At 67.2% G+C, this 21,294-nt stretch carries 20 protein-coding genes; 11 read left to right on the top strand and 9 right to left on the bottom strand.

Translation table 11 applies throughout. The features are described 5' to 3' along the window. The first annotated feature begins 4 nt into the window (after nucleotides 1-4). On the top strand, nucleotides 5-1,060 hold the full coding sequence (locus CYJ10_RS15565; protein WP_101682373.1) for an AbrB family transcriptional regulator: 1,056 nt from the start codon (nucleotides 5-7) through the stop codon (nucleotides 1,058-1,060). Here the strand turns inward: CYJ10_RS15565 and CYJ10_RS15560 are convergent. Both CYJ10_RS15560 and CYJ10_RS15555 read right to left on the bottom strand, forming a co-directional pair. Next, the gene (locus CYJ10_RS15560) at nucleotides 1,041-2,333 is read right to left on the bottom strand and encodes a TIGR03862 family flavoprotein (protein WP_101682372.1); all 1,293 of its coding nucleotides are present in this window, start codon (nucleotides 2,331-2,333) and stop codon (nucleotides 1,041-1,043) included. The genes CYJ10_RS15565 and CYJ10_RS15560 overlap by 20 nt on opposite strands. A 93-nt stretch (nucleotides 2,334-2,426) precedes the next feature. Further along, complete coding sequence (locus CYJ10_RS15555; RefSeq protein WP_101682371.1) at nucleotides 2,427-3,239, bottom strand: class I SAM-dependent methyltransferase; 813 nt, start codon at nucleotides 3,237-3,239, stop codon at nucleotides 2,427-2,429. Between the two features lie 223 nt (nucleotides 3,240-3,462). On the opposite strand from CYJ10_RS15555, the gene CYJ10_RS15550 reads away from it, so the two are divergent. Continuing rightward, nucleotides 3,463-4,605, top strand: coding sequence for a 3-deoxy-7-phosphoheptulonate synthase (locus tag CYJ10_RS15550; protein WP_101682370.1), 1,143 nt, complete (start codon nucleotides 3,463-3,465; stop codon nucleotides 4,603-4,605). An 85-nt stretch (nucleotides 4,606-4,690) separates the two neighbouring features. On the opposite strand, the gene CYJ10_RS15545 is transcribed toward CYJ10_RS15550, so the two are convergent. Next, nucleotides 4,691-5,008, bottom strand: a complete 318-nt coding sequence (locus tag CYJ10_RS15545; RefSeq protein WP_101682369.1) for a calcium-binding protein — start codon at nucleotides 5,006-5,008, stop codon at nucleotides 4,691-4,693. A gap of 176 nt (nucleotides 5,009-5,184) precedes the next feature. Further along, nucleotides 5,185-6,081 carry an AraC family transcriptional regulator gene (locus CYJ10_RS15540; protein WP_101682368.1) on the bottom strand — a complete coding sequence of 299 codons (897 nt, stop codon included), beginning with the start codon at nucleotides 6,079-6,081 and terminating at the stop codon, nucleotides 5,185-5,187. Nucleotides 6,082-6,367: 286 nt separating this feature from the next. On the opposite strand from CYJ10_RS15540, the gene CYJ10_RS15535 reads away from it, so the two are divergent. The 3 genes from CYJ10_RS15535 to CYJ10_RS15525 all read left to right on the top strand — a co-directional run bounded on the left by CYJ10_RS15535 (nucleotide 6,368) and on the right by CYJ10_RS15525 (nucleotide 8,387). Then, nucleotides 6,368-7,108 carry an SDR family oxidoreductase gene (locus CYJ10_RS15535; RefSeq protein ID WP_101682367.1) on the top strand — a complete coding sequence of 247 codons (741 nt, stop codon included), beginning with the start codon at nucleotides 6,368-6,370 and terminating at the stop codon, nucleotides 7,106-7,108. A 44-nt stretch (nucleotides 7,109-7,152) separates the two neighbouring features. Then, the gene (locus CYJ10_RS15530; protein WP_101682366.1) at nucleotides 7,153-7,941 is read left to right on the top strand and encodes an SDR family NAD(P)-dependent oxidoreductase; all 789 of its coding nucleotides are present in this window, start codon (nucleotides 7,153-7,155) and stop codon (nucleotides 7,939-7,941) included. 110 nt (nucleotides 7,942-8,051) lie between these two features. Further along, the gene (locus CYJ10_RS15525) at nucleotides 8,052-8,387 is read left to right on the top strand and encodes a hypothetical protein (RefSeq protein ID WP_101682365.1); all 336 of its coding nucleotides are present in this window, start codon (nucleotides 8,052-8,054) and stop codon (nucleotides 8,385-8,387) included. A gap of 15 nt (nucleotides 8,388-8,402) precedes the next feature. Here CYJ10_RS15525 and CYJ10_RS15520 read toward each other — a convergent pair whose 3' ends face one another. Then, complete coding sequence (locus tag CYJ10_RS15520; protein ID WP_101682364.1) at nucleotides 8,403-9,392, bottom strand: D-2-hydroxyacid dehydrogenase family protein; 990 nt, start codon at nucleotides 9,390-9,392, stop codon at nucleotides 8,403-8,405. A 257-nt stretch (nucleotides 9,393-9,649) separates the two neighbouring features. Between CYJ10_RS15520 and CYJ10_RS15515 the strand changes: the two genes are divergently transcribed. Both CYJ10_RS15515 and CYJ10_RS15510 read left to right on the top strand, forming a co-directional pair. Then, a complete protein-coding gene (locus CYJ10_RS15515; protein ID WP_101682363.1) occupies nucleotides 9,650-10,123 on the top strand; it encodes a (2Fe-2S)-binding protein in 474 nt (157 codons plus the stop codon). 1 nt (nucleotide 10,124) lies between these two features. Further along, nucleotides 10,125-12,434: a xanthine dehydrogenase family protein molybdopterin-binding subunit gene (locus CYJ10_RS15510; RefSeq protein WP_101682362.1), complete on the top strand. Its 2,310-nt coding sequence runs from the start codon at nucleotides 10,125-10,127 to the stop codon at nucleotides 12,432-12,434. A gap of 82 nt (nucleotides 12,435-12,516) precedes the next feature. Here the strand turns inward: CYJ10_RS15510 and CYJ10_RS15505 are convergent, their stop codons facing one another. Together CYJ10_RS15505 and cls are read right to left on the bottom strand one after the other, a co-directional pair. Further along, nucleotides 12,517-13,176, bottom strand: coding sequence for a TetR/AcrR family transcriptional regulator (locus CYJ10_RS15505; protein WP_101682361.1), 660 nt, complete (start codon nucleotides 13,174-13,176; stop codon nucleotides 12,517-12,519). A 126-nt stretch (nucleotides 13,177-13,302) separates the two neighbouring features. Beyond that, nucleotides 13,303-14,736 carry a cardiolipin synthase gene (gene cls, locus CYJ10_RS15500; RefSeq protein ID WP_101682360.1) on the bottom strand — a complete coding sequence of 478 codons (1,434 nt, stop codon included), beginning with the start codon at nucleotides 14,734-14,736 and terminating at the stop codon, nucleotides 13,303-13,305. A 369-nt stretch (nucleotides 14,737-15,105) separates the two neighbouring features. On the opposite strand from cls, the gene CYJ10_RS15495 reads away from it, so the two are divergent. Further along, complete coding sequence (locus CYJ10_RS15495; RefSeq protein ID WP_101682359.1) at nucleotides 15,106-15,879, top strand: response regulator transcription factor; 774 nt, start codon at nucleotides 15,106-15,108, stop codon at nucleotides 15,877-15,879. 4 nt (nucleotides 15,880-15,883) lie between these two features. Here CYJ10_RS15495 and CYJ10_RS15490 read toward each other — a convergent pair whose 3' ends face one another. Next, nucleotides 15,884-17,716, bottom strand: a complete 1,833-nt coding sequence (locus CYJ10_RS15490; protein WP_101682358.1) for an EAL domain-containing protein — start codon at nucleotides 17,714-17,716, stop codon at nucleotides 15,884-15,886. 310 nt (nucleotides 17,717-18,026) lie between these two features. Between CYJ10_RS15490 and CYJ10_RS15485 the strand changes: the two genes are divergently transcribed. The 3 genes from CYJ10_RS15485 to CYJ10_RS15475 all read left to right on the top strand — a co-directional run bounded on the left by CYJ10_RS15485 (nucleotide 18,027) and on the right by CYJ10_RS15475 (nucleotide 21,098). Continuing rightward, nucleotides 18,027-19,631, top strand: a complete 1,605-nt coding sequence (locus tag CYJ10_RS15485) for a methyl-accepting chemotaxis protein (RefSeq protein WP_101682465.1) — start codon at nucleotides 18,027-18,029, stop codon at nucleotides 19,629-19,631. Between the two features lie 221 nt (nucleotides 19,632-19,852). Further along, nucleotides 19,853-20,062 (top strand): hypothetical protein, encoded by a 210-nt coding sequence (locus CYJ10_RS15480; protein WP_101682464.1) that lies wholly within the window; start codon nucleotides 19,853-19,855, stop codon nucleotides 20,060-20,062. A gap of 385 nt (nucleotides 20,063-20,447) precedes the next feature. Continuing rightward, nucleotides 20,448-21,098: an HAD domain-containing protein gene (locus tag CYJ10_RS15475; protein ID WP_101682357.1), complete on the top strand. Its 651-nt coding sequence runs from the start codon at nucleotides 20,448-20,450 to the stop codon at nucleotides 21,096-21,098. Nucleotides 21,099-21,201: 103 nt separating this feature from the next. On the opposite strand, the gene CYJ10_RS35205 is transcribed toward CYJ10_RS15475, so the two are convergent. Then, nucleotides 21,202-21,294, bottom strand: a 93-nt coding sequence (locus CYJ10_RS35205) for an IS3 family transposase (RefSeq protein WP_146002051.1), incomplete at its 5' end; no start/stop codon positions are given.

Genomic DNA, 21,294 nt, shown 5'->3' with positions numbered 1-21,294 from the left:
GGACATGGCACACACAAGCCGCGCGCTGCACTGGCTCGCGCTCATGGCCGGTACGCTCGTGCTGAGCTACCTGCTGCAACCCGTGATTTCGACTGCCAGCGTGCTGGTTGCCGCGATGGCGTGCGCCATGGTCGCCAGTTTCATGGATGTCAGGCTGCGCATCCGGCCCGCGTTGACGGCGTTCGCGCAGGCCATGACGGGCACGGCCATCGCCAGCACGCTGCATCTGTCGGAACTGCTCCAGGCGGCCTCGGACGGGCTTGTGGTACTGGGCGTGGCCCTGACCATCGGCAGCGCCACGGCCGTGGGCTGGCTGCTGGTGCGCTATTCCCCGTTGCCCGGCACCACGGGGGCGTGGGGCAGCCTGCCCGGCGCGGCGTCGATCATGGGCGCGCTGGCCACCGAGAACGGCGGCGACGGCATCCTGGTGTCGCTGATGCAGTACCTGCGTGTCGTGCTGGTCGTCGTCACCGGGCCGCTGGTGGCCCATGCCATCGTCGATGCGCAGATGGCAACCGCCGCGGCATCGGCGCCGGCCAGTCAGACGTTCAGCCATTTCTCGCCGGTCGGCACGCCGGTCGCCATCGGTATTGCCATCGTGGGCTGCTGGATCGGCGTGCGCTTTCGCATTCTGGCCGGCGCGTTCCTGGTGCCGCTGGCGCTGGGCGCCGTGTGGGTGACGGTGGTCCCGGTCCCGGTGGTGGTGCCCACGCCGCTGCTCGGCTGCGGATTCGCGGTGCTGGGCTGGACCATCGGTCTGCAGTTCCGGCGCGACCTGCTGCGACCGCTGGTGGCATCGCTGCCGACTATGCTGGCCGCCATCGTGGCGATGATATTGCTGTGCGCCGCCTCGGCGTGGCTGATCTCGGCCAGCCGCAAGGTCAGCTTCCTGACGGCCTACCTGGCAACGTCGCCGGGCGGTGTGGAATCGATCGTGGCCGTCGCGCTGGGCACCAACGCGGACATGAATTTCGTGGTGGCCAGCCAGACGCTGCGGCTGTTCTCGGTCGTGCTGGTCGGGCCGTGGTTGGCCAGGCGGATCAGCAGGTCGCTGGGCTAACCTTCAGATACGCCGCCGCGCCCGCCCCGGCCACCCGTCCGCTGGCGAAGCAGGCCGTCAGCAGGTAGCCGCCGGTCGGCGCCTCCCAGTCGAGCATTTCGCCGGCGCAGAATACGCCCGGCATCGCGTTCAGCATCAGGTGATCGTTCATCGCCTCGAAACGGACGCCGCCGGCCGTGCTGATGACTTCGTCGATGGGCCGCGCGCGCACCAGCCGCAGCGGCAGCGCCTTGATGGCTGCGGCCAGCGCCACGGGGTCGTGCATCGCTTCCTTGGTCAGCGCCTCGCGCAGCAGCCGCGCCTTGACGCCGGTAATGCCCAGCCGGCTTTGCAGATGGCTGGACACCGAGCGCGAACCGCGTGGCCGACCGACTTCGGTGGCCACATCCCCGGCGGAGCGGCCCGGCGCCAGATCCAGCGTGATGGTGGCGCTGCCGTGCGCATCGATCAGATCACGTATCGGCGCGGACAACGCGTAAACCAGGCTGCCTTCGATGCCAGTCTCGCTGATCACGAACTCGCCTGGCCGGTGCAGTACCGTGCCGTCGAGCGTGGTCACGCCGATGGCCGCCGATTTCACGGGCTCGCCGGCGTGCTGGGTCCGGAACACCTCGCTCCATTCGACATCGAACCCGCAGTTGGTGGGGCGCAGCGGCGCCACGTCGACACCGCGCGCGGCCAGCATCGGCAGCCACGCGCCATCGGACCCGAGCCGCGCCCAGCTACCACCGCCCAGCGCCAGCACCACGGTGCGGGCCGCCACTTCGACCTCGACCTGCGCGTCGCCCTGGCGGGTGGCAAAGCGCAGCACATGCCAGCCATCGACAGGCTGCCCGAAGCCGATCCAGCGATGCCGCACGTGCAGCCGCATGCCCGCTTCGCGCAGACGATGGAGCCACGCGCGCAGCAGCGGTGCGGCCTTCATGTCAGCGGGAAACACCCGGCCCGAGCTGCCCACGAAGGTGTCGATGCCCAGCGCATGCACCCAGGCGCGTAGCTGGGCGGCATCGAACGTGTCGAGCAGCGGGCCGATGCGGTCGGCGCGCACGCCGTAGCGGCCCAGGAAGGCATCGGCCGGCTCCGCGTGTGTGATATTCATGCCGCCCTTGCCGGCCATCAGGAACTTGCGCCCGACCGACGGCATGGCGTCGTAGACGTCGACTGGCAAGCCCTGCGCGGCGAGCATCTCGGCCGCCATGAGACCGGCCGGACCACCGCCAACGACAATGGCACCGGCGTGGCGGACGGGTTCGGCGGGCGTGACAGCAGGCATGGGTTCGATGAGGGCGATGAGGGCGATGGCGGAAAGCCGGCGAATTATAAGCGTAGCGATGGAAGATGCCGCCGGCCGCAGCGGCCGCTGCGCCTACCCCTGCGCCACGATCACATGCGCCTGGATCTTGCCCGACACCGGCCCCTGGCCATGCCGGCTGGCAATCGCCGCCGTCACCCGGTCGGTGGCAAGGTCCAGCAGACTGGCGTTGCGCGCTTCGATTTCATTGCGCAGCGGCGTACCCAGGCAATAGGCCACGGCCACGCCGCGCGCCGACGCAGCGGCGCTGACTTTCTCGCGCGTGTCGATCTGGATGTCGACAAACCCCGCGCGGCGCAATTCGTCGCGGATCATGGCGACATCGTGATAGCCGTGCGGCGTGCGGGCCAGGAACCGGGGCGGGTCGTGCGGAAACACCGTGGCCACGGCGTTGGTGACATCGTCCGCAAAGGCGTTCTCCTCGATGCGGTCCCATACGCTGAAGACAAAGCGCCCGCCGGGACGCAGCACGCGCCGCGCCTCGGCATAGCCGTCGACCCGGCTGGGGAAGAACATCGCGCCGAACTGGCAGACGACGACGTCGAACGTGGCATCGTCGAATGGCAGATCCAGCGCATCGGCCACCCGCCATGTCATGCGGGGGTCGGCACCCTGCCGGCTGGCGGCATAGTCGAGCATCGGCGGGTTGAGGTCGGTCACCACGTACCGGGCCGTGGTGCCCAGTCTGGGCGCCAGCGCCCGTGTGACGGCGCCGCTGCCGGCCGCCGTCTCCAGCACCGAAGCCGGCGACGACGCGGCAACCAGCGCCGCCGTGTCGGCCGCATAGGCCGCGAAGATCAGGGGGACCATCAGCGTGTCGTAGCACTCAGGGATGGCGCCTGCAAACAGCTTGTCGCGGTCGGTCATGGGTCCCCCTTGGCAGCACCCCGGCCTTCGGCCGGCAACCATGCGCCATGGTGGGCCCGGCGGCCAGCCTCGTCAACGCCGCCCGGTGGCCGTTGCCCTTGGCCTGCCTTAGAATCCCTCACCATCGACATCCTTCGGATGCCGCCGCCAAGGCTGGCTGGCCGGCTGGCCGCTGCGGCGGGTGCCCGGCAGGTGTCCTTTTCCAGATTCGCAGGAGTTCGCCATGCAAGACCCACAAAAGTCGCCGCCCACCGTTACCGAGGGCTGGCAGGCCCCGCCGCCCGACCGCACGAGCGTGACCGATGACGCGCGTGTCGACGACATCATCCCCCTGCCCCCGCCTGAACACCTGATCCGCTTCTTCCCGATCCGCGGCACGCCGGTGGAATCGCTGGTGACCCAGACGCGCCAGCGCATCTCTCGCATCCTGCACGGCCAGGACGACCGGCTGCTGGTCATCATGGGGCCCTGCTCGATCCACGACCCGCAGGCGGCCATGGAATATGCGCGGCGGCTGATGGCGCAGCGCGAGCACTACGCGGACTCGCTGGAAATCGTGATGCGGGTGTATTTCGAGAAGCCCCGCACCACGGTGGGCTGGAAGGGCCTGATCAACGACCCGTACCTGGACGAAAGCTACCGCATCGACGAAGGCCTGCGCATTGCGCGCAGCCTGCTGCTGGACATCAACCGGCTGGGGCTCCCGGCCGCCGGCGAGTTCCTGGACGTGATTTCGCCCCAATATATCGGCGACCTGATCTGCTGGGGCGCCATTGGCGCCCGCACCACCGAGAGCCAGGTGCACCGGGAGCTGGCTTCGGGCATTTCCGCGCCGATCGGCTTCAAGAACGGCACCGACGGCAATATCAAGATCGCCATCGACGCCATCCAGGCCGCGTCGCGCCCGCATCACTTCCTGGGGGTGCACAAGAACGGCCAGGTGGCCACGGTCCATACCAAGGGCAACCCGGACTGCCACGTCATCCTGCGCGGCGGCAAGGTGCCCAACTACGATGCCGATTCCGTGGCCACCGCGTGCCGCGAACTGGAAGCGGCCGGGCTGCGCAATGCGCTGATGGTGGATTGCAGCCACGCCAACAGCAGCAAGCGGCACCAGCGGCAGATTGACGTGGCAACGGACCTGGCAAAGCAGGTCAGCGGCGGCAGCGGTTCGATCTTCGGGGTCATGGTGGAAAGCCACCTGCTGCCAGGCGCGCAGAAGTTCACGCCGGGCGAACACCAGACGTGCAACCTGACCTACGGCCAGAGCATCACGGATGCGTGCATCGGGTGGGACGATTCGGTGGCGGTGCTGGAAACGCTCAGCCAGGCGGTCAAGGCGCGCCGTGGGCTGTCGAAGCCGTAAGTGGGAAGCCGGGAAACCGGGAAGCCGGCCGCCTTGCGCGGCCGGTCTGTCCTCTGGCAGGCGACTAGCGGCTAACAGTTAGTGGCTAGTTCAGCGATCCAGGATCGCCGGCCGTCTGCTTCTGTTTCGCCTTGGCGACGAAATAGGCGCCGATCTGCTTCTGCGTCACGTAGCCCTTCTTCTTTGTATCGATCTTGTCGAAGTTCTTCGCCACCTCGGGCATGCCGGCTTCGGCCTCCTGACGCGTGAGCTTGCCGTCGCCATCGGCATCGGCCTGCTTGAACTTCTCGGCAAACGCCGCCTTGGCCTCCTGCGCGTTCTTGGGCTTGGCAGCCTCCTGGGCCAGCACCGGCGTGGCCATGGCCAGCGCCGCCAGCAGGATCCAGATCGTCTTGCGTTGCATGGTCGTCTCCCTTCTTGTACGTGAACTGCGCCGGAAAGCGCAGGCTCGCCACTGCATCGTTGGCGAGTTCATTCTAAGAACCGACGCACCGCATTTGTGCCTGCTCGAAAACTTTCATCTCTTCCGGAAATCCGCTTATTTCGGCGGATGCCCGGCGGATGGCACGCCCAGCGCGATCACGGCTTCTGCGGAAATACGGCCGGCGACAGCGTGAACGATTCGCGCATGTCCCGCACCTCGTCCACGGGCGTTCGTCCGAACAGGCGCTTGAATTCGCGGCTGAACTGAGAGGCGCTCTCGTACCCCACGCGCGCGGCGGCCGCGGCGGCGGTCACGCCGTCCCGGATCATCATGAGCCGGGCCTGATGCAGCCGGGTGGACTTGATGTACTGGATCGGCGACGTCTGCGTGACGGTGCGGAAATTCGCGTGGAATGCCGGCGCGCTCATGCCCGCCTCTTCGGCCAGCACGGCCACGTTCAGCGCCGTCGCGTAGTCGGCATGGATGCGCCGGAGCGCGCGGGCCACCCGGCCGAACCGGCCATGATGGGCCAGCGCGGCCCGCATCGCGCCGCCCTGCTCGCCGGTCAGCACGCGATAGCAGATCTCGCGCACGATGCCCGGCCCGAGAATCCGCGCGTCCATCGGCGACGCCAGCGACTCCAGCAACCGTAGCGTCGCCGCCGCCAGGCTGCCGTCGAGCGGCGTGGACACGATGCCGGCCGGGTGCATCTGCGGGTCGTGCCCAGCCACATCGATCTGGGCGATCAGATCGCTGAGTTCGACCAGATCCAGCCGCACCGAAACCGCCAGCATCGGCTCCTGCTGACTGGCTTCCGTTTCCGTGGAAAACGGCAGCGGCACCGAGAGCACCAGATAGTGCTGCGCGTCGTACACATACACCGCGTCACCGAGAAAGCCGGTCTTGCGGCCCTGGCACACGATCACGATGCTCGGCTCGTACAGCACGGGCGTGCGTCCCAGCGGGCGGTCCGAGCGCATCAGCCGGACGCTCTCCAGCGCCGACTGGGTGTACCCCTCGTTCGGCGCCAGGCGCTCCAGCCATTGCACCATCCGCGCGGCAATGGGGCTGGCACTTTCCTTTCCGATTTCGTGGTTCGACAAGCCTGTGCTCCCGGTCAGGTGAAGCCCGCATTCTAGGCCCAGTCGCCACCCGTCGCCACGCATGCCGATCGGAATAGGCAAGGATGGCATCGATCCATGTATTCGCGCCGGCACGCCCGACTCATACGATCTACGCACTGGCAGACGGACTGTCATGCGCTTCCGCCGCCCGAGTCAGGCGGCCACGCGCACCGGCCGCCATCCCCTCATCCATGACGATCGATAGGAGTATGCAATGACGACACCATCCCGTTCCTCGCAGGTCGTGCTCGTGACTGGCGCCAGCAGTGGCATCGGCGAGGCCGCCGTACGCCTGCTGGCGGCCCAGGGACATCGCCTGGTCATCGGCGCCCGGCGTACCGACCGGCTTGCCGCCCTGGCGCAATTGCTACGGACGGAGGGCGCCGACGTCCGCTTTCGTGCGCTGGACGTCACCTCTGCGGAAGATTTCCAGGCCTTCGCCCGCTTCGCGCTGGAATCGTTCGGCCGTATCGACGTGCTGGTCAACAACGCCGGCGTCATGCCGCTGTCGCCGCTGAACCGGCTGCGGGTGGACGAATGGAACCGGATGATCGACGTGAACATCCGTGGTGTGCTGCACGGCATCGCGGCGGTGCTGCCGGCCATGGAGCAGCAAGCGTCGGGCCAGATCATCAATATCTCGTCGATCGGCGGCCTCGCCGTTTCGCCCACTGCGGCGGTGTACTGCGCAACCAAGTTCGCCGTGCGCGCGATTTCCGATGGGCTGCGCCAGGAGACCGACACGATCCGCGTCACCGTCATCTGCCCCGGTGTCGTCGAATCCGAGCTGGCCGACTCGATCACCGACGACACCGCGCGGGCCGCGATGCAAACTTTCCGCCAGGTCGCCATCGCCCCCGACGCGATTGCCCGGGCCATCGCCTACGCGGTGGCGCAGCCGGCCGATGTCGACGTCAGCGAGATCGTGGTCCGCCCGACAGCCAGCCCCTACTGAAGCCATCCCCGGCACCCCCTACCCAAAACCAAGGACCATCGAACATGACATCCCAACACCATGACACCACCGGCGAAAATCCGGGCACCCGGCCGGGCACCCTCGCGGGCAAGGTCGCCATCGTCACCGGCGCGGCCAGCGGCATTGGCCTGGCCACCACGGAACGGCTGCACGCCCTGGGCGCCAGCGTCGTTGCCGTCGATCTCGACGCGCGGGTCCAGGCCCTGGCGCGCCCCGGCATCGTGCCGTTCGTGGCCGACGTATCGCGCGAGGACAGCGCCGTGGGCGCCGTGGCATGCGCCGTCGATCGGTTTGGCCGCCTGGACATCCTCGTCAACAACGCCGGCATCATCATCAACAAGCCGGTGGTCGACACGTCGCTGGAAGACTGGAACCGCATCCAGGCCGTCAACGCCACCGCCGTCTTCCTGTTCTCGCGCGAGGCCATGCGCGCGATGATGCCGGCCCGCGCCGGCGCCATCGTCAATATCGGCTCGTACGCGTGCTTCCAGGCCTTCCCGACCATTGCCGCCTACGCCGCCTCCAAGGGCGCGCTGGCGCAATTGACCCGCGCGTTGTCGCTGGAGGCCATCGAGTACGGCATCCGCGTGAACGCCGTGGGCTCCGGCGACGTGGTGACCAATATCACCAACCACATCCATGCCGATGGCCCGGCGTTTCTGGCCGAGCACGGCAAGAAGGCGCCGATCGGCCGGGCCGCCCAGCCGGCCGAGATCGCGGAAGTCGTGGCGTTTCTGGCGTCGGACAAGGCCAGCTACATGGTGGGCGCGGTAGTCATGGCCGATGGCGGCATGAGCGTGGCGCTGCCCTGACACGGCCCGGCCTGCGGACCCCGCATGTCGGCACCTGCACCGGCCCAGACATTCGCCCAAACATCGGCCCAGGCACGGCACCGGCATGAGGCCGGGTAGAATCCCGCCTCATGTCGAGTGTCATCCATTACCTTCGCGGCGGAGCCGCGGCCATTGCCGCCGTCGTTGCCTGCGCGGCCCACGCCAGCGATATCGCGTGCGAGGCGCCCGCCACGCGCGCCAGCCAGATCATCTGCGAGACCGCGCTGTTTTCGATGGGCTACCAGCGCATCTATGCCGACCAGCAGCGCCTGCTCAAGGCCGGCGTGATCTCGCAGGCGGACATCGACGCCTTCCGGCGCCAGCGCGACGCCTGCGACTCCGCCAACTGCCTGGATACCGTGTTTTCCGCGTGGCGGCAGCACCTGACCGACATCGGCGCTCCGCGCTCGCGACAGGGCCGGTAACGGCCGCCCGCCTGGCTAGTCAGCCGGGCCGCGCCGCAGCCGGCCCAGCGCCTCGGGGTTGGCCAGGTTTGCCGGCGTCCCCGCAAAGAAGCGGTTGATGTTGTCGAACGCCCCGCCGAAGTACGCCTCGTAGTTGTCCTTCTCGACAAAGCCGATATGCGGCGTGCATAGCGCGTTGTCGAGCCGCAGCAGGGGGTCATCGGCGCCCAGCACCGGTTCGCGTTCATAGGCGTCCACGGCGGCAAACCCGGGCCGTCCGGCCTGCAGGGCATCGACCAGCGCACCCGGTGCGATCAGCTCGGCCCGACTCGTATTCACAAGCAACGCGGTGGGCTTCATGCGCGCCAGATCGGCAGCGGTGACGATGCCCTCGGTGTCGGCGCTGAGCCGCACGTGCAGGCTGACCACGTCGCTCTGCGCGAAGAACGCCTCGCGCGACGGCGCCACCTCGAATCCGTCCTTGCGCGCGTCGGCGGTGGACCCCTCCCGCCCCCAGACCCAGACCTGCATGCCGAATGCCTGGCCAAAGCCCGCCACCTGCCGGCCGATGCGGCCATAGCTCCAGACGCCAAGCCGCTGGCCGCGCAGCTGCTGCCCCAGATGGCCCTGCCACTTGCCCGCCCGCAGCCGGTTGGCCTCTGCCACCAGATGGCGGCGGCTGGCCAGCATCAGCGCCCAGGTCAGTTCGGCCGTCGCCGCCCCGGAACCGCTGCCCTCCGTCACCGCGATGCCGCGCGCCGTGCAGGCGGCCAGGTCGATGTGGCCCGCCACCTTGCCGGTCTGGCTGATCAGCCGCAGGCGGGGCAGGCGGTCGAGCAGCGCCGCCGTGATGGCCGTCCGTTCGCGCGTCAGCACGATGGCATCGGCATCGGCCAGGCGCGCCGCCAGCGCGTCGATGTCCTTGACGTTGTCGTGGTAGCAGGTCACCTGGTGGCCGTCCAGCCGGGCGAAGCAGTCGAGGCTGCGCACGCAGTCCTGGTAGTCGTCGGGAATCGCAATTCGCATGGGAAATGGGGCGGCGATGACGCCGGCTGGGAATGGGTGCCAAAAGTGTAGGAAGAAAACCACGGCGAGGAAGCTGGCATTTCCATCCTGCGGAAATGAAAGCCCCATGACGCTGTTCGGTGCGGGCTGACTGACCTAGATTTGAGGCTGCGTCCCCACAGCGCCGCCCATCACGCCGCCCATCGCCCTTGCCGGTCTGCGTTCGGCGGCCGACGCGCCCCACGAGAACAATGACAAGGAAGACAAAGGAGCGCCCCATGCCCACCTACCAGTTGCAGGTCAACGGCAAGCCCCATGCCGTGGACGTCGATAGCGATACCCCCCTGCTCTACGTGCTGCGCGACAACCTGGGCCTGCACGGCCCCAAGTTCGGTTGCGGCCTTGGCCAGTGCGGCGCCTGCACCGTGCTGTTCAACGGCGCCGCCACGCGGTCGTGCGTGTTGCCGGTGGCGTCGGTCGGCGATGCGCGCATTACCACGCTGGAGGGGCTCGGCACGCCCGACAAGCCGCATCCGGTGCAGCAGGCCTTTATCGACGAGCAGGCCGCCCAGTGCGGCTATTGCATCAATGGCATGGTGATGACCTCGGTCGGCCTGCTCGCGCAGAACGCCAGGCCCACGGAAGACCAGATCCGCAACACGCTGGCCGGCAACCTATGCCGCTGCGGCACGCATACCCGCATCATCAAGGCCGTGCAGCGCGCGGCGCAAACGTCCGCCAAGGAGGCCTGACATGGATCGTCGCGCATTCCTCAAGGGCAGCGGCGGGCTGCTGGTGTCGTTCACGTTGCCGGGCCTGGTGCCCGTGGCCCACGCGCAATCGGTCACCGGCATCGATGCCGCGGGCCAGACCGTGAGCAAGGCGTCCACGGCCAAGGGCGAGGTCGATGCCTGGCTGGCCATCGCGCCGGACGGCCGGGTCACGGTCTACAGCGGCAAGGTAGACCTGGGCACCGGCGCGCGCACCGCGCTGGCACAGATGGTGGCCGACGAACTCGACGTCGGCTTCCATCAGGTGGACCTGATCATGGGCGACACGCTGCTGACGCTGGACCAGGGCCAGACCGCCGGCAGCCTGACCATCCAGGACGGCGGCGGCACGCTGCGCCGCGCTGCCGCCTGCGCGCGCCGTGCGCTGGTGACGCGGGCCGCCGCGCAATGGTCGGTCGACGCCGGCACGCTTGCCGTGTCCGACGGCGTGATCGCCACCCCCGGCGGCGAGCGCAGGATCGGTTATGGCGAACTGGTGGCCGGCAAGCCGCTGCAGGTGGCACTCGATCCGGCTGTCCCGCTGAAGGCGCCGGCGCAGCACAAGCTCGTCGGCAAGAACGTTCCGCGCGTGGACATCCCGGGCAAGGTGACCGGCCGGTTCACGTTCATGCAGGACTTCCGCCTGCCCGGCATGCTGCACGCCCGCGTGATTCGCCCAGCCGGGCCCGGCGCGAAGCTGGTCAGCATCGACGAGGCGTCGATCCGCGATCTGCCGGGCGTGCGCATCGTCCGCAAGCAGGACTTCCTGGCCGTGCTGAGTCCGAGCGAATGGGGCGCCGTCAAGGCCGCGCGCATGCTGCAGGTGAAATGGGACGACCCGCCCCACTTTCCCGATCAGGCCGACCTCTATGCCTACTGGCGCAAGCTGCCGGTCAGCAGCGTCGAGACGCCGGCCAGCAAGGGCGACACCGCTACGGCACTCGCCGGCGCTGCCCGCCGGATCGAAGCCACCTACGAGTTTCCGCCGCATACGCATGGGTCCATCGGCCCGGCCTGCGCCGTGGCCGACTTCCGCGACGGCCAGTGCACGATCTGGTCGGCCGCGCAGTCCACACATTCGCTGCAGGGCGAGATCGCGCTGACACTGGGCGTCGACAAGGCGAAGGTGCGCCTGATCTACCTGGATGGCGCCGGCTGCTATGGCCGCAATGGCCACGAGGACTGCTCGGCCGACGCCGCGCTGGTGTCGCAACTGGCGGGCGCGCCGGTGCGCGTGCAGTGGATGCGGGCCGACGAACACGGGTGGGACCCCAAGAGTCCGCCCACCGCCATCGACCTCAAGGGTGGTCTGGATGCACAGAAGCGCCCCGTTGCCTGGCAATCGGCGTTCTACGTGGCCGCCCAGAAGGGCTCGATCGCCGAATTCCCGCTGCTGGCCACCGTCACGTCCGGCATCAAGCGGCCAGCCTACGTCACCGGCAATATCTCGAAGAACGCCGATATCCAGTACGCGCTGCCGAACGTCAGCACCAAGGTCTACCGGCTGACCGACAGCGCCTTCCGCACCGCGCACCTGCGCTCGCCGGGCCGGCTGCAGAACGCGTTCGCCAACGAGGCATTCTTCGACGAACTGGCGGCGGCCGCCGGTGCAGACCCGCTGCAATGGCGGCTGGAGTACCTGTCCGATCCGCGTGCGCGTGCCGTCCTGGAGGACGTCGCCAGGCTTTCGGGCTGGGATCATAAAACCGCCAGATCGATCCGCCGCAAGGGCGACCCGCGCGACACCATGCACGACGTGGTACGCGGCCGGGGCCTGGCCTTCGTGCGATACGACAACGACCGCACCTACGTGGCCACCGTGGTGGAAGTGGCCGTCAACCGCAAGGACGGGCAAATCCGCGTGACCGATGTCTGGTGCAGCCACGACTGCGGCCAGATCATCAGCCCGGACGGCACGCGCAACCAGATCGAAGGCGGCATCGTGCAGACCATCAGCCGCGTACTGATGGAGGAACTACGATTCGATACGCACCGCGTGACGTCGGTCGACTGGGCGAGCTATCCGATCCTGCGTTTCCCCGACGTGCCCAACATCCATATCAGCCTGATCGACCGGCCCGAGGCGCCGCCCTGGGGGGCCGGCGAAATGGCACCGGCGACGATTCCGGCAGCCATCTCGAACGCGGTGTTTGCGGCCACGGGTGTGCGACTGCGGTCGGTGCCGTTTTTGCCCGAGAAGATGCTGGCGGGGTTGAAGGGTGCGGCGGGCGGGAAATCGAAAGTCGCGGCAGTGACGGAGGATAAGGTGACGGTGGAGAAGGCCACCGCCTGACACGGCGCGCATGTCTGGCCGAATGACAAAGGCCCCCGATGCCAGGGCGTCGGGGGCCTTTGAACTGCTGTGCCTTCGATACTCAGCCGCCGGTCTGCAACCCGCGCTCCACCATTTCCAGCAAGCGCTGCCCGATCACCGCGGCCTGCTCTTTTGCCCGGCTGCGCAGCGGGCCGTCGATCAGCAGCACCGCCAGACCATGCACAGCCGACCACGCGATGTATTCGGCGCCGGGCCGGCGGTCCGGCGCCAGCAGCCCGGCTTCCATCCAGCGATCCAGCGCGGCGCCCAGCAACTCGAACGGGTTCAGTCCGCTGTTGCCCGCCTTGGCCGGATCGGTGTCGTCCTCCACATCGTCTGGCACCGAGAACGCCGTGCGGAACAGACCGGTCTCGGCCAGCGCAAATTGCAGGTAGCCCATGCCGACGGCGCGCAGGCTGCCGCGCGCGCGCTCGGTAGGCGATGCATCGGGCGGAATCGCCGCCATTTCGGCTTCCATGGCCATCGCCAGGCTCGACAGCGCCCAGGCGCGCACGGCCTGCAACAAATCCTGCCGACTGGCGAAATGGCGATACGCGGCGTTGGGCACCACCCCCGCGCGTCGCGTGGCTTCGCGCAGCACGATGGCGTCCGGCCCACCATCGCGCGCCAGGTCGATACCGGCCTCCAGCAGCGCACGTCGCAGGTCGCCATGCCGGTAGGTCGTGCGCGTGGGAGGCGTTGCAGCAACGGCACGGTTCATGTCATCTCCCATGTGGACGATGTCCACGCCATTTCTTTTCATAGTAGACAGTGTACACAAATCCTGCCAGTGCCTGACACGCCATTGGCGACCGATGTGGACAGAACGGCGCAGCGGAAAATGTGATTACAGAATGGGCGCGAACAGCTTGGCCACGTGCATGGCCACGCGCAGGATGGCGGGCGAGCCCAGGAAATCGTTCGGCCCGATCTGCCGCGCCTGCGCGAAATCGGCTTCGAGCATGCGCGCCACGTCCGCCGCGAAGGCCGGATGCGCCGTCATCACCATCAACTCGAAATTCAGGCGGAAGGACCGGTTGTCCAGGTTGGCGGTGCCCACGGCGGCGGCCTCGTCGTCGATCAGGATCACCTTCTGGTGCAGAAAGCCGGGCTGGTAGCGATAGATCTTCACGCCTGCGCGAATGGCCTGGTACGCATAGATGGTGGACGCGCCGTAGACCACCTTGTGATCGGGGCGCGACGGAATCAGGATACGGACGTCCACCCCACGCAGCACCGCCAGCCGCAACATCGCGAACACGGCTTCGTCAGGCACGAAGTATGGCGACGTCATCCAGAGCCGGCGCGTGGCGGACTGGATGGCCTCGACGAAGAACAGCGAGCAGGTTTCCTGCGCATCGGCCGGGCCCGACGGCACGACCTGGCACACCATGTCGCCCACGTAGCCGGAAGGCGGCGTCATCAGGTATGGCACCTCGCGCGCGGCCCAGTACCAGTCCTCGGCAAAGGCCATCTGCAGGTCCAGCACCGCCGCGCCCCGGATGGCGATATGCGTATCGCGCCACGGCGCCAGCGGCGGCCGGCGGCCCAGGTACTCGTTGCCGACGTTGTGCCCGCCCACGAAGGCCTGCGCACCATCGACAACCACGAGCTTGCGATGGTTGCGAAAATTAAGCTGGAAGCGATTGACAAAGCCGGGATGCGTGGAAAATGGTCGCGCTTCCACACCGGCCTGCTGCAGCACGCGCACGTAGCCACGCCCCAGCGCATGGCAACCTATACTGTCGTAGAGGAAATAGACCCTGACGCCGGCACGCGCCCGCTCGCAGAGGCGCTGTTGCAGGGCGCGCCCCAGTTCGTCGTCATGCACGATGAAAAACTGCACCAGCACCTGCTGGGTGGCCGCGTCGATGGCGGCAAAGATGGCCTCGAAGGTGGCGTCGCCGTTAACCAGCAGCCGCACATCGTTATTCATCAGGCACGGCACGCCGGTCAGGCTGGGCAGCGCCCGCATGCAGGCCTGCTCGGGCTGCAGCATCACGCTGGCGGCCAGGGCCTCGCGGTCCTTCGCCGTCATGCCATGGCGGATCTCGCGCAGGCGGTCGTTGTTGAACCGGCGCGCGTTGACATAGCCCGCAAAGCGGCTGCGCCCGAAGATCAGATACGGAACAATCGTGAAGTAGGGCATCATCACCAGCGACCCCGCCCACGCAATGGCGCCCGGCGCCGTGCGCACGGTCATCACGGCATGCAGCGCCGCGATGATTCCGACGAGGTGGAACGCGAGGACAACCGCGGCAATCACGCTGGGACTGAACATAGGCACTGGCACCCTGAGCGGCCCGGATTCGATGAGCCGTATTCTGGCATAGCAGGTCACTTTGGCGCAGCCCGATATCGCAGCCGCCGATCCAGCGGTCCGCGCCCCCCCTTGCTGCGGGATGCCCCGGCCCCTCTGCTTAATTTTTAGTCACGCCGATCCGGTACCCGCCCCGCCGCACCGTACCGCCCGTCCCTGCCCCGGTTATCCACAAAATCTGTGGATAACGATGCGGGTACGCAACAACCGGTCGGCACGCGCGACACGCCTCCCGATTTAAAGGAACGCCGATTGTTGGACCTGGGCCCGGCCGATAGGCTGCACCGTGTTTGCCCGATTCAATGAATTTCGCCTGTTCGATAGTGTCGTATGAATGCCCAATCCAATATTGCGCTGCTGGCCAGCCGCAACTCGTCTCTCCATCCCCTGCAGGAGCTGCTCTCCATTGCAGGGTTCCAATGCAACCTCTTTCAGGCCGGCCGCGACCTGATCCACGGCCTGGGTCACGACAGCTACGACATGCTGCTCATTGACCGCGACCTGCCCGACATTTCCGCCATCGACGTCATCCGCGCGGTGCGTGCCGTGCGCCATCGCGACGTCCCCATCGTGATGGTCTCGAACGAAAGCAGCGACGACGACATGGTGGAAGCGCTGGACGCCGGCGCCGACGACTACATCGTGCGGCCGCTGAACGCCCGGGTGCTGCTGGCGCGCATTGCCGCGTTGCGGCGGCGCATGGCCGGCACCCGGCTCAACGCCAGCATGCCGCTGCGCGCCGGCCCCTACGAACTCAACAACCCTGGCCGATTTGCCACGCTGCATGGGCAACGTATACCGATGACGCCGAAGGAATTCGACCTGGCCATGCTGATGTTCGCCAATGCCGGGCGCATCCTGGCCACGCAGCGCATCGAAAACACCATCTGGGGACACACGCTGCCACACTCGTCGCGGGCGCTGGCCGGGCTGGTCTCGCGCATGCGCCGCACGCTCAATCTCTGTGCGGAGAATGGCGTGACGATCACCGTGGTATACGCGCAGGGCTACCGGCTCGACATCCTCGACAGCGCGGCACGCGCCGAACTGACGGCTCATCGCCGGCCCGGACTCGCCGGCAACGGCGCACTGGCCGACTACTAGCGCGCTAGCTGTCCAGTTCGCCGCGCGCGGCCAGGTCGGCAATGTCGATACACACCACGCCCTGCGCCACGCCCTTCGCCCTGCGCTTGGCCACGGCCGCAGCAGCGCCTACATGCTGGCTGCCAAGCCGCCACGAGGCCATCGCGTCGGCGCTCACGCGCACCGCGCCGACAGCCATCGTCACTGGCGGAAAGAACATGGGGCGCCCGTGGCGATCTTCCGCCCAAATGCCACCGGCTACGCGGTCAGCCGCCGCATACATGGCCAGGGCGCCGTCATTGAAGCGGGTCATTGCGTCGTGGATGCGCGACTCCCAACCGTCTCCCTGAAACAGCACCAGATAGTCATCGCCACCGATATGGCCCAGGAAATCGCGGGCCGGATCGCAGGCCTGCGCCAGGATGGCCGCGGCGCCCTTCAGCAGTTCGTCGCCCTTCCAGTAGCCATAGTGGTCGTTGAAGGACTTGAAGTGGTTCAGATCTGCATAGCAGGCATGAAACGGACTGCGCGCCTCGATCAGTCGGTCGATATGCTGGTTCAGCAGGATGTTGCCGGGCAGGAAGGTCAGCGGATTGGCATAGCGCGCGGCTTCCATGCGCACGTCGGTAATCGCGCGCAGCAGGTCGGCGCCCGTGCCCAGCCCGACATAGCGCCCCTCGTCGGTAATCACGAAGCCATCCGCCAGCGCGCGGGTCGGTTCGCCCGCAACGTGCTCGGCCATTTCTTCCAGCGTGGTGCGCCGGTCGAAACAGACTGGCTGCGGATTGGCCAGCGTGATGCAGGCCTTGCGGCCGTACAACTCACGATGAAACGGCGTGGCGTAGCGATCGATCAGCGTCTGCCGGTTGATCAGGCCGATCGGTCGCAGGGCGTTGTCGACCACGGCCACCGCATGCAGATCGCCTTGCTCATGGAACCGCGCCAGCACGTCGTTGTTCGACGTCTCGGTATTGACGGCCGGCATCGGCCGCAGCAGCTTGCCCGCCGTCATGCCCGACCAGCCCGTCCGCAGCGTTTGCGGAAACACCGCGATCTGCCGCGACGCCAGCAACGTACGCACCTCTGACGTGATTTCGGCAGGGGGATGGGCGGCGGGACGGCCCAGGAAGTAGCCCTGTCCCGCAGCCACGCCCAGATCCCTGACCAGTGCCAGTTCCTCTGCGGTCTCGATGCCCTCGGCAATCACCCGGCCACCGAGCGCATGCATCAGGCTCAGGATCGCGCGCAGTACTTCGAGCCTGCGGGAACTGGCATGGATGCCGCGCACCAGCGATTTGTCGATCTTGATGAACTGCGGTGTCAGCTCGGCCAGGCGGTCCAGGTTGGCATGGCCCGTGCCAAAGTCGTCGAGCGCGTACTGCACGCCCAGTTCCGTCAACACGGCCACGACGTTCGCAAAGCTGGCGGCGTCCCCCACGGCCGTTTGCTCGGTGACCTCGATGACCACGCGCGACGGTGCGATCCGGGCGCCCGTGCCTTGCGCACCGTCCAGTCCCAGCAACGCCGTCATGGCGCGACCGCGATGGTCGAGCAGATGCCGCAGCGTCAGCGGGCTGAAGTTCAGGAAGAGCTTGCCGGCCAGACCCAGGGCCGCCCACGACGCCAACGCGGTGCGCGCCGCCGTCATTTCGAGCCCGATGGTGGTGCCGGTCTCCTGCGCCATGCGGAACAGCGCATCGGGTGACGCGTGCGGCGAACCCGCCGGCCCGCGAATCAGTGCCTCGTATCCCAGGATCTCGCCGCTTGCCAGCGTCACGATAGGCTGAAACACCGCATGAAGCGGTGGCGGTCGTACGGCCTCTCGGGCCGCAGACAGATCGGGGGCAACGGTAAACATGGAGCAAATTCAGACGTATGGCAGGCCACCTGCTTGTTGACGGCCGGCCACAAGCAAATCTTGAGCACGACTTTGCAATTCAGGCACATATGCAGCGCGCGCCATTGCATGACAGTTATGTGTCACCCGTATGACAAGCGCGCCACATGCCTTTTGTCACGCAGCCGTCACATGGGTGTCCGACGATCACGCCGCACTGCAACACGACCAGGCCCCGCAACGGGTCGCTGACGACACGATCGCCGAGAGGCCGGCCTGCTGCACTGCGAGGGTCATGGCATGGCGGGGCATCGCCCCGAAGGAGTTCGTAGTGTTGCAAGCCATCAAGCTGGGATTGCCGGGACAACGCGGCCAATCCATCTGGCAAGGACTGGCGGGGCTGCCGCTGGTCGTGCGCCTGTCTGCGGCGTTTGCCCTGATCTACGCGTTTGGCGCGATTGTCGGGCTCACCGGCATCTTCAATCTGATCGACCTCAAGCGCGATACCGACAAGCTGTACCAGCGCGACATGCGCGGCGCCATCGCCGCCGAGCGCGCGCAGGCATCGCTGGCCTTGCTCGGCCGCGCGCAACTGGCCCTCACGCTGGCCACCAGTTCGGCCGAACGGGACACCGCCGCCAATGACATCGCGCTGGCATCGAAACAACTCGACGCAGCGGTCGATGGCATGCGCCGGGCCGCCCCGGGCAAGGTCCAGGCCATGCTCGCCGAGCGCGCCGCAGCCGGCGAACTGATGACAAGGTATGCCGACCTGATTCGCAAGCAGCCGCTCGACGCGCTGCAATTCGACGCATCGGTTTCCATCGACGGTCACTTTCTCGGAGAACGGCTACAAAAGCTTGGCACGCTGGTGGAAACCACGCGCGCGGCGCTGGCGCAACAGGCCGCCGACACGGTAGCCGGCGTGGCCACGGCGCAGGTGACCGCGCAAACGGTGATGAGTGTGCTGCTGGCCGCCAGCCTCGCGGCGGCCGGACTGCTGGCATGGATTGCCGCCCGCAGCCTGACCCGCGAACTGGGCGGCGAGCCGCGCGACGCGGCGGCCATCGCCACGCGCATTGCCGGCGGCGATCTCACCGCGCGCATCGTCTTGCGCGAGCGCGATGACGGCAGCCTGCTGTTCAACCTGGCGGGCATGCGCGATCAACTGGCAGGCGTGCTGGCGCGGATCCAGTTATGTGCGCACGAGATTTCGGGCGCCAGCGACGGCATTGCGCGTGGCAACCAGGAACTGGCAGCCCGCACCGGCATGCAGGCCACCGCGCTGGGCGAGGCCACGGCGAATGTCTCGCGGCTCACGATGCTGGTCCAGCAGGCCCACGCGCAGGCGCAGGAATCGAGCGAAATGGCCAGCCGGGCACGCGAAGCCACCGGCGCCGGCATGGCCGCCGTGCGCGACATGAGCGGCGCCATGGCCAACGTCCACGCGCAATCGCGCAATATCTCGGAGATCGTCTCCGTCATCGAGAGCATCGCCTTCCAAACCAATATCCTCGCGCTCAATGCCGCCGTGGAAGCAGCCCGGGCGGGCGAAGCGGGACGCGGTTTTGCCGTGGTCGCGCAGGAAGTACGCGCCTTGGCCCAGCGTAGCGCCACGGCTGCCCGCGAGATCGGCGGCATCATCGGCGACGCCGCCAACGAAATTGCCCGGGGCGCCGACCTGAGCAACCGCGTGGAATCTGCCATGTCAGGCATCGACGCCGCAGTGCAGCACAGCCACACACTGGCCGCCGAACTGCGCATGCTGGCCGACGAGCAGGCCAGCGGCATCCGCACCGTGGGCGATGCGCTGGGCCGCCTGGAGCAGACCAGCGCCGACAACGCCAAGCTCGTCGACGTGGTGAGCGACCAGGCGACACGGCTCGACCACCAGGCGGCCGCGCTGGAAACGGACGTCGCGCGCTTTCAGTTCTGAACGGCTACCGCGCCGCCGCACCGCCGCAACGCCAGTTGCGGCAGCCGGGCATCCGGATTACCGGGGCCCGGCTTCAGCTTCGTTCCGCAGCGCCGTAATTCATGGAGATCCGATATGCCGGCAGGTCCTGCGCCGCTAGCATGACGGTACGCGCCGTCGCCGCAGCCGGGCCGGTCGCGACATGGATCTACACCAAGGCGAACAGAGAGCGGAGAACACACATGCTACGCAAGGCAGTGGATGACGATGCGTCGTTCGACGAGGATTTCGAGGCGGCCGGACGTGACTGGGCGCCCCGGCTCAAGCCCTGTGGCACCTGCCACGCCTGCGAGCAGCACGTCGGCCAGGCCGACCTCTTCTGCAGCATCACGTGCCAGTACGCCTTCGAGCATTTTGAAATGCGGTTATTGCGCAAGGAACAGTTGGAATAGCCGGACAAGACCGACGACAGGTACGGCTTCACCTCAGGTTCCGCCCCCAGGGTTCTCCACCCGAACGGGGGCCGTTTTTCGGACATCGCCTGGTCTGTGTCAACGCGACGAACATTTCCTTTCAAATTCCTGTCAACCTCCCTCGCCTACCGCCCGTTGAGGCGTGCATTACGGCGATATCCGCAACGCGGACCAGGCCGGAAAACAAGGCCTGGCGCGGCAGGTGTGTCCGCGAGAAACACTTGGACTTACGCAGTAACCGGCATTAACGAGTCACGCGTAAAAGTTACACAACTGTTGCACTTACGCACACTTTGTGTCGACTTTCCCACGCGAAAGCCGGATACGCTTGATTCATCCCATCACCGATTGACCACGAGAAATCATGACTGAACGCCTCATCATGCTGGACGTACCCGGCGTCCTGTATTCGGACCGCTCCGCTGCCCGCCTGGGCGGTACGCCAAACACGGGGACCCTGCGTGACGTCAGGTTTTTCGATCCTATCGCGCTGGGCTTCCTGCGCCGCCTTTTCGGTATCGCCGGGGCACGCGTGGTGGTCTCCGACGCATGGCGCCGTGGCACGCCGGCCGCCATCTTCCAGCAACTGGACCTGCAGGTGGAGGGCATGACGCCGCCCGTGGCGGGCGGCCATGGCGCGGAAATCGACGCCTGGTTCGGCCAGCACGCGGCACCCAATGCCTGGGTCATCCTGTCGACCGCTCCGGCATCGTCGTTCACCGAAGCGCAACGCGCCCGTCTGGTGCGGGTCGATCCGGCTGAAGGCCTGACCGTGGACAACTTCCGCAAGGCGCTGGACATCCTGGGCGTGGCCTGCCCGTCCACCGTCACGCCCGACTCGCGCGTGGAGCCTGGCCTGAAAGCCAAGCTGCGTCACCTGCAGCGCCTGGCACGCGACGAACCCGAGCGCTTCATGCCGGCTCCTGCCGCCGCCGAAGCGCGCGAACAGGCCATGGCCATCGCCGTGGCCAGCCTGACAGGCAAGCACCTGGAACCTGCCGCCATTCACGCCTGATCCGCGTCTGATCTTGCGGTCCACCGCAAGCATCACACCGTGATACAACAACAAGAAGGCCGCCAGTCATGAACTGACCCCAGAAAGTTGGACAGTTGATTTGCTAGGCTAGAGAGGGCTGAGTCCTGTACTTCACGGGACTCAGCCCTTTAAGTTTGAGCTTGATGCGGTCGTGATTGTAATAGTGAATGTATTG

Origin of the sequence: Cupriavidus pauculus (assembly GCF_002858765.1) — a bacterium.
Classification (GTDB): Bacteria; Pseudomonadota; Gammaproteobacteria; order Burkholderiales; family Burkholderiaceae; genus Cupriavidus; species Cupriavidus pauculus_B.
This window is presented reverse-complemented; position numbering and strand designations above follow the sequence as displayed.